Source organism: Alphaproteobacteria bacterium HT1-32 (genome assembly GCA_009649675.1).
In the GTDB taxonomy this organism is placed as follows: Bacteria; Pseudomonadota; Alphaproteobacteria; order Rhodospirillales; family HT1-32; genus HT1-32.
On record WJPL01000001.1, the window covers coordinates 919,439 to 933,555 of the forward strand.

Here is a 14,117-nt window from a genome sequence, read left to right on the forward strand (position 1 = left end):
TCAGCCGGGAAAGGGGGATGGAAACATGGCGACGGCACGGCAGGGGCAGCCGTCACCACCCACCAGCTTCGGCGGCGGCGAGGACAGGAAGAAATGATCCGGGCATTCTTCCAGCCGGACCAGATTTTCCAGCAGCAGGATCTCCCGACCCAGCAGAATGACATGATTCGGGTTCGGCTTGCCCATCACCGTCTCGGCCTTGGAATCGATATTCGGGAAATCCATCGCGATCAGATGCAGCTTCGGCCAGCTTGCCAGTTCACGGGCAGCCTCGCGGGTGATGTTCGGACCTTCCGTGAAGTAATCGACCGTGCCCCAGGTTGCCTTTGCCCAGCCGGTTTCGATCACCAGTTTCTCGACCGTATCCTTTTCCGCGAAATTTGCGAAGTCTGCCGCATCGAGCGGGCTGTCCTTGGTGCGGCCATCGGGAATGCGCAGTTTCACCGCATTGCCGCAGAGATGCTCCAGCGGCAGCTCGTCGATCTTCTTGCCGTCGGGAATTGCGTGATAGGGCGCGTCCAGATGGGTCGAGACATGGGTGCCACAGCGCAGGATCTGCGCATGTCGTGCCTCAACCTCATGGGTTGCGGCATCATCCAGCGTGACCGCCGGAAGATAAGGCGAGGGGTAACGCACCATGCCGTGCGCCAGCTCGACAGAGAGATCAACGATTTTCATGTTTTCTGTGTCCGATATCAGGCGGAAAAACGAATATTGCGGTCAGGCGGGGACTGTACATCAACCCCCTGGAACTTTGCCTGTTCATGCAGATCGGCCAGCTTTGCCTCTGTCGTCGCAATCTCCACGGCGGCACGGGTCACCTCGACCGAGGCAAACTTGTCGGCAGACACCAGAACCGCATGTACCGGCAGGTTCAGCTTGCGTGCCAGCAACACGGCACCGGCCAGATCACTTGCGTCAACAGGCGCTTCGACCAGCGAGACATCACCGAGAAGTTCGCTGACTTTCTGCTCACTGGCGGCCGCTTTCGACGCCTTTTCAAGCACCACATCCGACAGGTTCAGCATGTCCCGGCGACCAACCTCGGCAATCAGACTATAGAGATTCAGCCCGGCTTCTTCGGCGGCACGCTCTATCTTCGGCGCATACATCGAATGGACCTGCGCCATACCCAGCGCCGTCTTCATCGAATCATCCCAGCGATTACGCATCAGCGGAGCCACGGCACGTTCCGCCAGTTCAACATAGAGCGTCGGATCCATATCCTTGCAGGCGCCATACCGGCGCTGCAGCAACGAGACCATGGTTTCCGTCGGCGCGTTACCGGACGACCGGCCCATGCCGAGCAGTGTGGTATCGACAATTGTCGCACCCGCATCAATGGCGGCCATCGAATTGGCGACGGCGAGGCCCAGATTATTATGACTGTGGAAGCCGACAGGCATATCGACCACATCCAGAATGGCCTGAGTGTAATGCTTCACCTCGTCCGGCATCATGCCGCCGGCACTGTCGACCACATACAGGCACTGCGCCCCGAAATCGGCGCTGATACGGGCGACGGAGGCGAAGGCTTCCGGCTTCATGGCATAGGATTTCATGAAGTTGCAGAATACCAGCAGGCCCATCTTGCGGGCTTCCCCGATAAATTCCTCGGTCTGTGCAACCGCGTCGACATTGGCGCCAATCCGGACGAATTGCAGACCCGCATCAACGCAGGCTTTCAGATCATCCAGCGTCGCGATGCCGGGGATACAGAACATGCCGATCAGCGCATTCTTTGATCCGGCACGGGCCGCCCGGACATATTCGACATCCGTTGCTGCTGCCCGCCCCTTGGAGGGAGAAGCGGCAATGCCAACCCCGTGACCGACTTCAATCAGTCGCATACCGAGCTTGTCGAGCGCCCGCGTCAGGCGGGTCGTGTCATCAGCGGTAAACTGGAAATCAATCAGATAACTGCCATCACGCAACGTGCATTCGAGTATCTGAACCTGCTTCAAATCGAGGGGCATGTGCCTTTATCCTGTCAGCGCCGTCCTGCGACGGCAGATAGTCTTGCAGAAGTGGACTGTTATGTTAGTTACCTTGCTCGCTTGTCAACCGCACGACTCTGGCCTTTTTCATGCAGACTGAAGAGATATACGCCACACTGGGCGAGGTTTTCCGCGATGTGTTCGGCCCCGACGCCCCGGATCCTGTACCTGAAATGACCGCCGACGATGTCGACGGCTGGGACAGCCTGAATCATGTCCGGCTGATTATCGCCGTGGAGCGGGCCTTTTCCATCCGTTTTTCAACCCGTGAAATATCCGGCCTGAAGAATGTCGGCGACCTGACTGCCGTGGTCGCAAAGAAAAAAGCCTGACAATCAGCAAATAACCGATTCCTGGCCGCACTCTCTACTCTGCGGCGACAGCCTCGAAGAACCACCATTGTGGGAACTGAGCCATGAAGGCGTGGCCGACCGGGTCGGTCTTCGCATAGGCCGGGTCGATATCCGGCTCCAGAATACGGGCGATATGGAAACCGGCACCGGTCAGGGTCTCCGAGACCTCTTCCAGAGTCGGTGTCACCTTGAACCAGCGCCGGCGATATTCCGAAATCAGGCCGACCGGGGTTTCTGACGTGCCGACCCACGGGGTCAGCCAGAACGGATGCGGATCCATGATCAGCAACCGGCCACCGGGTTTCAGGAACCGGCGCAACCCCTGCATGACCTTGATGCGCTGTTCATACAGGCTGTTCTGAAAGGTCTGGTCGAACAGGAACAGGAAGGTGTCGATCAGGACCACACGATCAAAACGACGTTCTGAAATAGTGCGGTCAAAATCATCCAGTGCCAGCAGGTCGCCAACATGGAATTCCGCATCCGGATGATCCCGTCGCGCCGCGTCGATATAGTCTGCGTTATAATCCATGCCTACGGTTGAGGCCGCGTGGCGGGCAATCAGTCCGGTGAAGAAACCCGTACCGCAGCCAACTTCGAGCACATCCTGCCCGGCGAGATTTTCCGGGACATAAGCCTCAAGAAATTTCTGCTCGATATCCCGGTAAGGTGTCGGACGAAGGGTTGTCAGATCAGGTTCGAACTTCTGGGCTGTCCACCAGTCCGCAGGCTCTGTCCGGTTGAACAGGCATTCCGTGCCGATCTGCTCGTGATAGGTGCCGCGAAACCGGTCGGCGAACGAGCGTTTGGCAAAATCCAGCGGCGGATTCGCCTGGTCCGCAATGAACCCGCAATCCGTCAGCAGGTCGATGGCCTCATCCAGTCCGGTGACCGTCTCTTCAATCGCCGACGGGTCAAACATGCCGGGATTGCGAAAAACATGATCCCAGAGCGTGAAGGATGTCGCATCCTCCAGCGTCATTGTATCACCGGCATCCCCCAGCGCGGCGACAAGATCATCTTTGCGGCATCCGCCCTGCAACAGATCAACCGCCGCCATGAAGCCCAGCGGGGCAATGAGGTTACGGCGCATGACCGGCTGGAACAGGCGCAGCTTTCCACCACCCAGCGGCACCACAACCGCCGCCGTATTCCAGTACAGTTTGTCATCGGCCATGAGTGTTATCCTTCTGCTGTCAGCAGGTCGCGTACCGCCTTGCGGTCAACCTTGCCGGTTGGCCCTTTCGGCAGATCACTAACGATTATCAGTTTTGTCGGTACACGGGCATTCGGCAAATTTGTCCGGCAGAACCGGGTAATATCCTCCAGACTACCGGCATCCCCTCCCTTGCCCAGAACCAGCGCGGCACCAACCGTCTCCCCGTAAACCGGGTCCGGCAGACCGGCAACGGCTGCAGCCGTGACCAGCGGATGTGCCACCAGTGTCTCCTCGACACTCGCCGGGCTGATATTCTCACCGCCCCGGATAATCAGGTCTTTGGCCCGTCCGGTGATGAACAGTTCGCCATTGTCATCCAGATATCCCAGATCACCGGACAGGAAGCCATCCGGCGTGATCGCGGCGGCATCTGTCTCGCTCCCGGCGCGATATCCCGCAGCCAGATGCGGTGTATTGATACGCACTTCCCCTTCACTGCCCTGTGGGAGCAAAGCCCCGTCCGGACCGATAATATCAACCGTAATACCTTCCAGAACCGGGCCTTTCGAGCCTGCCGGATGAAGAACACCCGGTTTACGGGCGGTTACAAACAGGCATTCGCTGGAGGCATAATTCTCCAGCAGGCTGAGACCGAAACGGTCTTCAAAACGCAACCTGACTTCCTCCGGCAGCGGGGCAAACCCGCAGAAGGAAAACCGTACCCGCCTGATAATTTCTGACAGATCATCACCCCGGTCGGCAGCCATCAGCATGGACAGAATGGCAGCAGCAAACCAGAGCGTATCGGCCCTGAAGTCATCAACCTGATCCCAGTAGGAAAACAGGTTTGCCGGGCCCAGTACGTGATCGACAATGGTGGTCGCCCCCAGCACCGCCGGCAGCATGGTCATGTTGTAGAGCCCGCCCATATAGGTCATCGGCAGGGTATTGTAGAACCGGCAATCCTGATCCAGTCCCATATGACGGGCATAGGCGATAGCATTTCCGAACATGCCGAGCCAGGTCACATCAACGCCCTTGGGGGCGGCGGTGCTGCCGGAAGAATAGGCGGTCAGGAAGACATCATTGTCACCTGCTTCACCAAAGCTGCGGGCATGAGGCGCAGCCTCACGGGCCTCGGACGGCAGCAGTGTTTCATCACCACTGACCAGCGGCGCCTCACAACCCGCGGCACGGGCCAGCGTCTCTGTCGATTCCCTCAAACCCGGATCAGCCAGTATCAGCTTCGGCTGATTGACCGCGACAATGTTCTGCCGGTCCGTCGTTGTCAGTTGCGGGTTCAGCGGCACGATCCGCCCGCCCAGATGCATCACCGCGAGGTAACAGACCGCCAGATCAACATCATTCGGCGACGACAGGCAGACGGCATCACCGGCGGACACGCCCTGCCCTGCCATCCAGCCCGCAACCCGCCGCGACAGGTCGAACGCCTCGCCATAGGTCAGGCTGCGGTCATCGAAACCCGAGATCAGAAACGGATGGCTGGTTCGCGTCAGAAAGACGTTTTCCAGATACCGGGCATATGCAGAACCGGGGTCAGATACCAAAGAACAGCCTCATGGTCTGATAAAGGTCGGTGAGGTCATAGTTCACCACGAACATGGTGATGCAGATATAATTGATGCAGAGAAAGATCGAGGCCCAGCGCATCACCGGATGGGCCAGCACAACCTTGCGGCGGTCACGGCCAAGCCATCGGGTCATCATCGCACCATAGGCGACATTGACCAGCACACCTGTCGCATGGGCCAGACCAAAGATGAAGAAGTTCAGGGTCGTGCCATGCCACATACCGACAACAAAAAAGGTGACATAGAGCGCACCCGCCATGGCCAGTTTGTGCCAGGCCGGGTCGACCCGGCGCATGATCGTCGCATTCAGCGGGTTGAACACATAATGGCCGATCCAGGTGGACAGCGAGATATGCCAGCGTGCCCAGAAGTCCTGAATGTTACGGCCCAGGAAAGGCCGGTTGAAGTTCTCCGGCATCGTCGTCATGCCGCAAAGGCGGCTGATTCCGATCATGACATCCGTATAACCGGTAAAATTCAGATAGAGGTAAATCGGAAAGCTGTAGAACACGATGAGGAAATCGAGCCAGTTCGCCCCCTCTTCCCGCAGCAGGGCCAGATTCTGCGTCGGCAGAAACAGTGGCGCGATCAGGAAGCCCAGAATCAGACCATTCGCGATACGATGGCCGGCCGCCAGCTGTTCTGCTGTATCAGGCCGTCCGATCTCGTTCAGGCCGTCACAAAAATCCTCATAACGCTGGATGGGTCCGGCAAGGAACGTCCAGAAGGCTGCGAGATAGCCCCAGTAATGCAGTGGCGTCAGCGGCAGATCCCCCGAATCCGGTGCATCCACAATCATATGAATTTGCCGGAACAGGATATAGGACAGGCCAATCACGGAAACCGGATGGCTGATCCAGCGCTCGATATCCGCCGGGCCATAGCCGCGCAGCAGAATGAACAATCCGACCTGCCAGACCAGCAGTACGACCACCGCCGACTGCCCCTCATCCTGGTCTGCTCCCCAGCGGCTGCGGATCAGCAGATAGGGGGGAACAAGAAAGGCAGCCAGTGCCAGCAGGTCCGCCGGTTTCAGCCAGGTCAGCGCCATGAACGCGCTGACGAGTCCCAGTGCCGGAAGAAAATACTTTCGGGTGCGCTGTCCCCAGGCGCAGAGAATCAGACTGCTGGCAAGCAGGGCAAAACCGATCGAATCGACGGAGATCGGATCATAGATCATCAGGGTTTCACCGCCTCGACACCAAGGGCAGAGGCTATCCAGGGAGCGATATATTCAGCCGCAACTTCCTGACCACGCGGATTCAGATGCCCATTGTTGATGAAAGTCAGGGCCTCATCATTCCGGGCCAGCAGAGGCGGCCGCAGATCAAGCGACGGAATTCCGCTGGCAGACAGAATTTCAGCCAGCCGCCGGTTTGGCAGCGCCAGATCGTAAGCGGCCGGGTTCAGGCCGTTATGTGCCAGATATTTCGCAAACCTCGCCGGATAAACCTGATGCTGTGTCGGCACCAGCACGATGCCGAACGGCACACCCAGCCGCTCCTGAACCAGATCGCGCAGCCGCACAAGGAACCGTCCCATATTCGCCAGCCGTACCACCTGTTTCTCCGGCAGGTCTTTCAGATACAGATCGGCCTCGCCGCTGATATGCAGATCGGAATCAGCAATATATCCGCGCTGACGCAGCCAGTCATAAAGTGGCGGAATTTCACCCACACCGTACTTCAGCGCGCCATAGATCGCGCTGGACTTGACCAGTCGCGCTTTCGCTGCCAGCACGGAAAACGCCGTACCATCCTCGGTAATCGGCACCACCCTGTTCACTGCGAACCAGAGCCGGTCGGCAGCAGACTGAATTTTTGCAGCCGGCTTGGCGATGGCATCGGCCTCAGGCAAGGGGGCATCAAACTGCTGCAACCAGCCCTTATCGACAGTGTCATAAATGGCACCGGGTGTCGTGATGGCGCAAATCACAGCCTTCGGCCTGAAACCTTCACGCATCAGATAACGCATGACCCGGGTTTCAATTTCGATCTGTGATCCCTCAGCAGCCAGATTGGCAACCCGGTAACCGAACTTCTCGATTTGCGAGGCCATCGTTTCGTCATTGTTGACGCCGGTGCCAAAGACGTTCGAGCCACCACATAACCACAGACCAGCCAGATCTTGCTCAAAACCTTCCCGGCGGTCCCTGAAACCAAGGCTGTTGGTTTCGATCAGAACATCAAAATTCGGAGGATCGTACTGACGCGCAGAAAGATCCGGCGCAGAAAAACGCAGAAACACCGGATGCGGTTCGAGAATCTGGGGCGACAGGTCACGCCAGTCCGGGAAAACAAAAAGCCGCACAAACAGTTCAAGGGCAGCAACGGCAAAGATCAGGACAAGGCCACATCTGATCAGGCGGCTGATCCAGCCGGTATGGGTTATCCCGTCCGTCACAGTCAGAATTGCTGATAGGCGACGTTGACAATCGTCACCGTCTCCATCGTGAGATAAACGAAAATCAGCAGCTTGAACGCAAGCAGACCAAGAGAAACAGCATGATTGAGGGGTGACGACATTTTACTGACCAAGATGCAAACCGGCGGTCTTATCTGCGGGGGCACAGCAGATGTCAAACATGGCCACCTCTACAGATCCCATCGTTCGCGCCATTCTGGATCAGCCCGGTAGATCCGGTAAACCAGTTCCATCGTTGCCAGCGCATCAGCGGAAGACCCATTCTGGACTTCGGCCCGACCCATGACAGCGTCGGCAAATTCATCAATTTCCCGACGCCAGGACGGATCGGTATTATACCGCGTCACCTGTTCTTTCGGGTCACCTTCCCCGTTATGCGAACGCCAGGCAACCGTGAGCGTTTCCGCACCATAGCTTTTTGAACCGGTCAGCAGCCCCGCCAGTACGATGGTGCCTTCTTCCAGCGCCATTTCCAGATTAAACCGATGCCGCCACTGGGTTGCCGTCGAATGCAGCATGGCCACCACGCCGGACCGGCTGCGCATCAGGGCAAAGGCGTTATCTTCCACATCATGCTTCCAGTAATCATTACTGACAAAGCTGTGGACATCATCGAACTCGCCGGCAAACAGACGCATCAGGTCAACCATATGGATGCCCTGATCAAGCAGGATGCCGCCCCCCGCAATCTCGCGTTTCGTTCGCCAGTCCGACTGGAAGTTGATGATCGCAGACTTTCCGTACGCGCCCTTCATATTGAGCACCCGGCCAAGCTCTCCCGAACGCACCAGTGTCAGCGCATCCTGAACAGAGTCGTGATAACGGTGGTTGAAACCGTATTTCAGGACCAGATCCGGGCGCTGCTGTTCAACCTCACGGACAGATTCAATATCCTCGACATTGCGGCCCGGCGGCTTTTCACAGAACAGATGGAACCCGCGTTCCAGCCCGGCCCGCGTCACCTCGGCGGCAACATCATTGGTCAGGCAGACAAACAGGGCATCAAGATTTTCGCCCAGCAGGTCCCTGTAACTCCGGTAATAGCGAACCCCGTCTTCAAAGGTTCCATCCGTTTCAAAGCTGCGGTCTGCCACGGCCACGGTCTGCATATCCGGATGTGCATCAATATGTTCACGGCGACGCTGACCGACGACGCCGAATCCGGCAATACCGACACGCAGGCTCACGCCGTCTCCTCCGGAAGGGTCATATAATCGCGGGTCACCGGATCCTCCCGCAGCACACCTTCGGCGCGGGCCAGATCAGCCGGTGTATCAACACCGATGGTTTCCCGGTCTGCCTTCACGATGCGGATGGGATAGCCATGTTCGAGGGTTCGCAGCATGTCGATCTTTTCGATCAGTTCCAGCGGGGTCTGCGGCAGCTTGCCGAATGTCTTCAGAAAAGCGGCAGAGAAACCGATGACACCGGTTTGCTGGAAGGCAACCACACCCGGCGCCCGCGAGCGATTCGGAATAGCCGAGCGCGAGAAGAACAGCGCCCGCCCGTCCGGTGCCGCAACCACCTTCACCGCATTCGGGTCATCCTGATCTTCCGGCTTTGATAAAGGCGAGGCCAGATTGACCACCGGCGACGGTTCTGCCCGGTAGGCATCAATGACGGCAGACATCATCTGCGGAGTCACCAGCACTTCATCGCCCTGCACCATCAGGATCAGATCATCCTCCGCCGGTGGCTCCGGCAGATATTCAATGGCTTCCTCAACCCGGTCGACGCAGCCGGGATGGGTATCGCGGGTCATGATGACAGTCGCACCATCCGCCCGCGCCGCCTCGGCAATTTCCTCATCGCAGGTTGTGACGATAACTTCATCCACACCGGCCAGCATCCGGCACCGGCGATAGACATGCAGCACCAGCGGCAGACCCAGCAGGGGGGCCAGCGGTTTGCCGGGGTAGCGGCTGGAGGCCATACGGGCCGGAATAAAACAAAGCACACGCATCAGACTGTTACTTCCTTTGCTGGTACATCAACCGGGTGATCTCTGGTGGACAGGGGATACTCTTCCCAGACCGTCCTGTCGACCGGCGAGAAGATATCCCCGGTCTGCCGCCCCTCAACAGCCCCTGCGCTGATAACCCGGTTCAGGTTGTCAGCCAGCCCGGCATGGTCAGAAACGGGAACAGACGCATCATCCGGCAGAATATCAATGGCAATCCGCGCTTCCGGCTGAAAGCGCAGCACAGGCAGACCCAGCATCCAGGCCTCCAGACCAACTGTCGTCGCTGCGTAAATCACAGCCGACACCGATTTCTGCGAAGAGAGCGGCCCCGTCGCCGCGGCAATATTGCCTTCTTCCGTAAATTCGAGTGGTGTCATCGGATGCACCCGGATCACAAACCGACGATCAGGTACCGCCCTGCAGGCCTCCAGCATCTGTCGGGCCACAGCGAGATCGAACGGTGCCGCGACAAATACCGGTGCGTCTGCTGACCAGGTCACCGGTTCCGGCTTCGGAAAACGCCAGGCACCGGCCAGAACCAGTCTCGCCTCCGGATGTCCTGCCTCCAGCAACTGACGGAAGCCCGACGCACCGTTACAGAAAATCCGGTCCGGCAGACTGGCCGCACCGTCAGGGTTCGAACCCGGTCCGAGATTCCATTGCTGGCCCACCACGGAATGCTGATAACCGACTGAGGTTCCACCCGACGCCCGCAGATCACGGCAGAAAGAGCGCTCCCAGCCATGATTCTCCCACGGCCAGAACACGACATCCGGCGAAATTGTCGCCAGCCAGCGGCGCTGGCAATGTATCTGCCAGGCAATCATCGCAGCCCCGGCATAGCCGCTGTCCAGCACCAGTGCCCGGCGAACCAGCCATTCGTACGGGCCTTTGACGGAGCTTTCCCGCAGGCGCCATTCCCGGAAAATCAGCGACAGGGCATATAAAGGGGAACCGTATCCATGCAACAGAAACGTACGGCCGTCTGCCGCCAGTTCGCGGCCCCGGGGAACCGCGCAATCCACATGCAGGATGCGCTGCAAGTCCGGTTGCTGCTGCATCAGCTCGCCAAAATACCCGTCACGCCCGTCAGACGTACTGGCGGGATGGCCATATACCATCAGCCATCGACCACCGGCTGATGGTTTTTGCCCCCGCGCTGCCAGACAGTTCCGGAACATGGTGACGGCCACGCGCCCGCGTGCCAGCCAGCCCCGCACTGCGGTTTTCAGCCTGACCGGCAGCAGGGACGGCGGTGATCCGGCACTGACGCCGGGCAGCCCGGCGAGATGACGAAACAGCCAGGGGTCCGCGCAATGAACATCATAAACCTCATCCCGTGCGCCCAGTTCGGTCACCAGCCCGGCCCAGCCGGTCAGCAGGCCGAAATCACTGACGTTTGGAGCACAGGTGCCGAAATGGCCGCGATCATTCACGGCATCAGCAGGCAGGTCCGCCGCCAGCTTCAGCCAGACTTCACGGCTCCTGGCAAAACAGGCTTCCAGTTCTGCTGACAAACCTTCAGGCGAGCCACCATCCGGCCCCAGAATGTCGAGCAGGCCACCGCCTCCCGGCGATATTGCCTTCAGACGGACCGTCATGCCCGGTTATCACCGCTTTGCATCAGGTCAACCAGCCGGCGAAAAGCAGGGTTACTGTCGTAGAGATCATCAAACCGGCCAATCGCAGTGATCCGGCCATCTTCCATATAGAACAGCCGGTCACAGGTCCGCACGGTCGACAGGCGGTGCGCAATGACCAGCTGTGTCTTGCCCGCCAGTTTCTCAATCGCATCATTCAGGTCGCGTTCGGTCGCCATGTCGAGTGCAGCGGTCGCTTCATCCAGCACCAGCACATCCGGGTCGTGATACAGGGCACGGGCAATACCGACCCGCTGCATCTGACCGCCGGACAGGCGTGCGCCATGTTCGCCGACCAGCGTGTCCAGCCCGTCCGGCAGACCTGCAACAACCTGATCAAGCTGGGCCAGCCGGACAGCAGAGGACACCCGTTCCTCATTGATCTCGTCATCTTCCCGGCCAATGGCGATGTTGCGACGCAGGCTGTCATCAAACAGCCGGATAGATTGCGGAACATAGCCGATATGACGCCGCCATGAAGCCAGCCGGCCACGAATGCTCTGGCCATCAACCCGGACATCGCCCTGTTGCGGCGCAATCAGCCCCATCACCAGATTTGCAAACGAGGTCTTGCCTGCCCCTGATGGGCCGACAATGCCGATACGTTCTCCCCGGGCAATGATCACCGACAATCCGTCCAGCGCCGGACGATCCGCACCGGGATAGGTAAAGGAAACATCAGCCAGTTCGACCGACTGGCTGAAGACGACGGAAGACTCCTCGCCGGTCACGGCCTCTTCAGACCCCAGCATATCGAAATCAGCCACCACCATCCGGACATTCTCACGCTGGGACTGAATATGGTTGATGGTGAACAGAATACGGTTGGTTGCCGGCATGATGCGCAGCGCGGCAATACCAAATAATGACAGCAGGGCCAGCAACTGCCCGGGACTGTCAGCCCGATACTGGGCAAACAGAATGACACCCAGCATGGCATAGACAATAACCAGCTCAATAACCGTTTTAGGTGCTTCCTGAAGGGTCAGGAACACCCTGCGCATCGCCGCCTGATTGAGGCGAATGTCACCAAACCGCCGGGCAAAAAACCGGGCGGAGCCGGAAATCCGGATTTCCTTCAGGCTATCGAGGCTTTCCTTCAGGACTTTCAGGAAGGCTTCGGAATACGCAACATCCTGGGTTCCCATCCTGTACAGGAAAGGCCGCAATGCAGTGACCGAAACGACAACGGCAACGCCCAGAAAGATCGCCGTACCCAATGTGACAAAAGGTTCCAGCGTCATCAGGACCAATGTCACCGCAGCAACAGTGAACAGATCGGTGACGATGGTAATTGCCCCCATGACCGTGGTCTGGACGACAGCAAAAACCCGGTTGGCGATATTCGTGATCAGCTCGGCCGAATTGCGTTCGGCGACCTGCTGATAGGGACAATCAAGATAGCGGTGAAACAGCCGCTTTGCGACCGCCGCCTCATTCCGGGTGGTAAAGCTGTATTTCTGCCAGGTCACCAGCAGAAACAGGACCGCCTTGAAGGCAAAAGCCACAAGCAGAAACATCACGGCGGCGGTCATGAACTCACGGTTGCTGGCAAAGCCGAACCAGTCATAGACCGCACTCAGTTTCTCGTTCTCAACAATAAGCGCCGGATTTTCGATCAGCTTCATCAGACCGAAAACAAGCCCGACACCGACCGCCTCCATGATCGAATTCAGGCAAATCAGCAGGCCAAGCAGCACTGCCCCCGGCAGGGCCGAACGATCAATGACCCGGATCGACGAGATAATCTGTCTGAACATCGGTTGCGACGACGCCTAGAGGGCTTCGACGATCTCCATGACACCATCCATATCCATGGCTGCCAGTTTCGGACGCAAATCGTTCAGCGCCTGCTGCAGATAGACCGGGTGCTTGCGCACATTGCGGAAGAAATGCTGGAAAATACCGTTGAAGACTTCATCCAGCCTGGGGTCCACAACAAAGCAACCCTGACAGATTTTCGGCATGCTTGGCACATCATTTTCCAGATGCGCCTTGCGGACACCCTGCATGAAGTCGGAGTTATAGACCTTATCAACATCATCTTCGAACAGGTTACCGAAGATGATATCGCCGTGATAATCCTGACAGCAGGTCGTCATGTCACCGTTCTTGAGAACGAACAGGCTGCGCCAGTTGCGATTGCAGGGCTGCCGGACCTGATAGTTTTCGCCAAACAGGTTGAACTTGTGGAAATAACCATGAGTCGGAGCCTGCGTCGACAACATGCCGAACGAAAAGGCCGTCGGTTCTGCCAGATAGGAGAAGACATGCGGGATCATGGCCAGTTCGTGATAGTTGTCAGCCGAAACCACCGCGCTGACATTGATCGCGAACGGATTCGGGGCCGCGTCATTGCGTTCCTTGAAGGCCAGAAGATTCTCGTGCAGCCCCTCGAACGTGCCGCCGACGCGGATTCGCTCGTAGGTTGGCTTGGTCGCGGCATCAATCGAAAACCGCATCGTACCGATATTGTCGCGGAATTCGAAAATCGTATCCATGTGACGCTTCATCATCAGACCGTTGGTCGAGAAGTTGGTCAGATAGACATCGTTGTCGCGCAGGATTTCCAGATAGTCGCGCAGGTTCCGGTTGGCGATCGGGTCACCAAGGGTATGCAGGTTGGTTGACCGCATACCGCGTGCACAGAGCTTCTCGACACCTTTACGGAAGTCATCAATGTTCATCAGCCCCTTTTTACCGCGCTCGGCCTTCTTGGTTTCGCACATCGCGCAGTTCAGGTTACAGGAATCATTGATCTCGATCGCCGAGACATGAATTGGTGCTTCCTCGACACTGATTGACGGATCCGTAATTTCGGCCCGGAAGCAGTCTTCAACACTGCGCGTCTTCATGTCGTTGACGATACCCCGGATTGTCTCCAGCGACCCCTGCCCCGCCAACCGCTTCTCACGACGGCGGTCGTGGTACTTGCGCTTAACGCTCTGCGGGATCTGGTCTTTGATCGTGCGCATCAATGACGTCATGA

12 protein-coding genes are annotated in these 14,117 nt (G+C 58.1%); 1 reads left to right on the plus strand and 11 read right to left on the minus strand.

What is annotated here, in order from left to right; genetic code table 11:
- Positions 1-678, minus strand: a complete 678-nt coding sequence (locus GH722_04405; GenBank protein MRG70999.1) for a hypothetical protein — start codon at positions 676-678, stop codon at positions 1-3.
- A 17-nt stretch (positions 679-695) separates the two neighbouring features.
- Positions 696-1,976 (minus strand): 4-hydroxy-2-oxovalerate aldolase, encoded by a 1,281-nt coding sequence (locus GH722_04410; protein ID MRG71000.1) that lies wholly within the window; start codon positions 1,974-1,976, stop codon positions 696-698.
- Positions 1,977-2,086: 110 nt separating this feature from the next.
- Here GH722_04410 and GH722_04415 point away from each other — a divergent pair, with 110 nt between their 5' ends.
- Complete coding sequence (locus GH722_04415; GenBank protein ID MRG71001.1) at positions 2,087-2,329, plus strand: acyl carrier protein; 243 nt, start codon at positions 2,087-2,089, stop codon at positions 2,327-2,329.
- Between the two features lie 34 nt (positions 2,330-2,363).
- Here GH722_04415 and GH722_04420 read toward each other — a convergent pair whose 3' ends face one another.
- From GH722_04420 to GH722_04460, 9 genes are all read right to left on the minus strand, one after another.
- Positions 2,364-3,527 (minus strand): methyltransferase domain-containing protein, encoded by a 1,164-nt coding sequence (locus tag GH722_04420; GenBank protein ID MRG71002.1) that lies wholly within the window; start codon positions 3,525-3,527, stop codon positions 2,364-2,366.
- A 5-nt stretch (positions 3,528-3,532) separates the two neighbouring features.
- Entirely contained in the window at positions 3,533-5,077 is a 1,545-nt protein-coding gene (locus GH722_04425) for an AMP-binding protein (protein MRG71003.1), read from the minus strand.
- Complete coding sequence (locus GH722_04430) at positions 5,067-6,281, minus strand: hypothetical protein (protein MRG71004.1); 1,215 nt, start codon at positions 6,279-6,281, stop codon at positions 5,067-5,069. The genes GH722_04425 and GH722_04430 overlap by 11 nt, the downstream gene beginning before the upstream one ends.
- Positions 6,281-7,504 (minus strand): hypothetical protein, encoded by a 1,224-nt coding sequence (locus GH722_04435; GenBank protein MRG71005.1) that lies wholly within the window; start codon positions 7,502-7,504, stop codon positions 6,281-6,283. Before GH722_04435 ends, GH722_04430 begins: the two co-directional genes overlap by 1 nt.
- 191 nt (positions 7,505-7,695) lie before the next feature.
- Positions 7,696-8,706 carry a gfo/Idh/MocA family oxidoreductase gene (locus GH722_04440; GenBank protein ID MRG71006.1) on the minus strand — a complete coding sequence of 337 codons (1,011 nt, stop codon included), beginning with the start codon at positions 8,704-8,706 and terminating at the stop codon, positions 7,696-7,698.
- Between the two features lie 2 nt (positions 8,707-8,708).
- Complete coding sequence (kdsB, locus tag GH722_04445) at positions 8,709-9,488, minus strand: 3-deoxy-manno-octulosonate cytidylyltransferase (protein MRG71007.1); 780 nt, start codon at positions 9,486-9,488, stop codon at positions 8,709-8,711.
- Complete coding sequence (locus GH722_04450; GenBank protein MRG71008.1) at positions 9,488-11,089, minus strand: hypothetical protein; 1,602 nt, start codon at positions 11,087-11,089, stop codon at positions 9,488-9,490. Before GH722_04450 ends, kdsB begins: the two co-directional genes overlap by 1 nt.
- Positions 11,086-12,888, minus strand: a complete 1,803-nt coding sequence (locus GH722_04455) for an ATP-binding cassette domain-containing protein (protein ID MRG71009.1) — start codon at positions 12,886-12,888, stop codon at positions 11,086-11,088. The genes GH722_04450 and GH722_04455 overlap by 4 nt, the downstream gene beginning before the upstream one ends.
- 15 nt (positions 12,889-12,903) lie before the next feature.
- Positions 12,904-14,115 carry a radical SAM protein gene (locus tag GH722_04460; protein ID MRG71010.1) on the minus strand — a complete coding sequence of 404 codons (1,212 nt, stop codon included), beginning with the start codon at positions 14,113-14,115 and terminating at the stop codon, positions 12,904-12,906.
- Between the last annotated feature and the right edge of the window lie 2 nt (positions 14,116-14,117).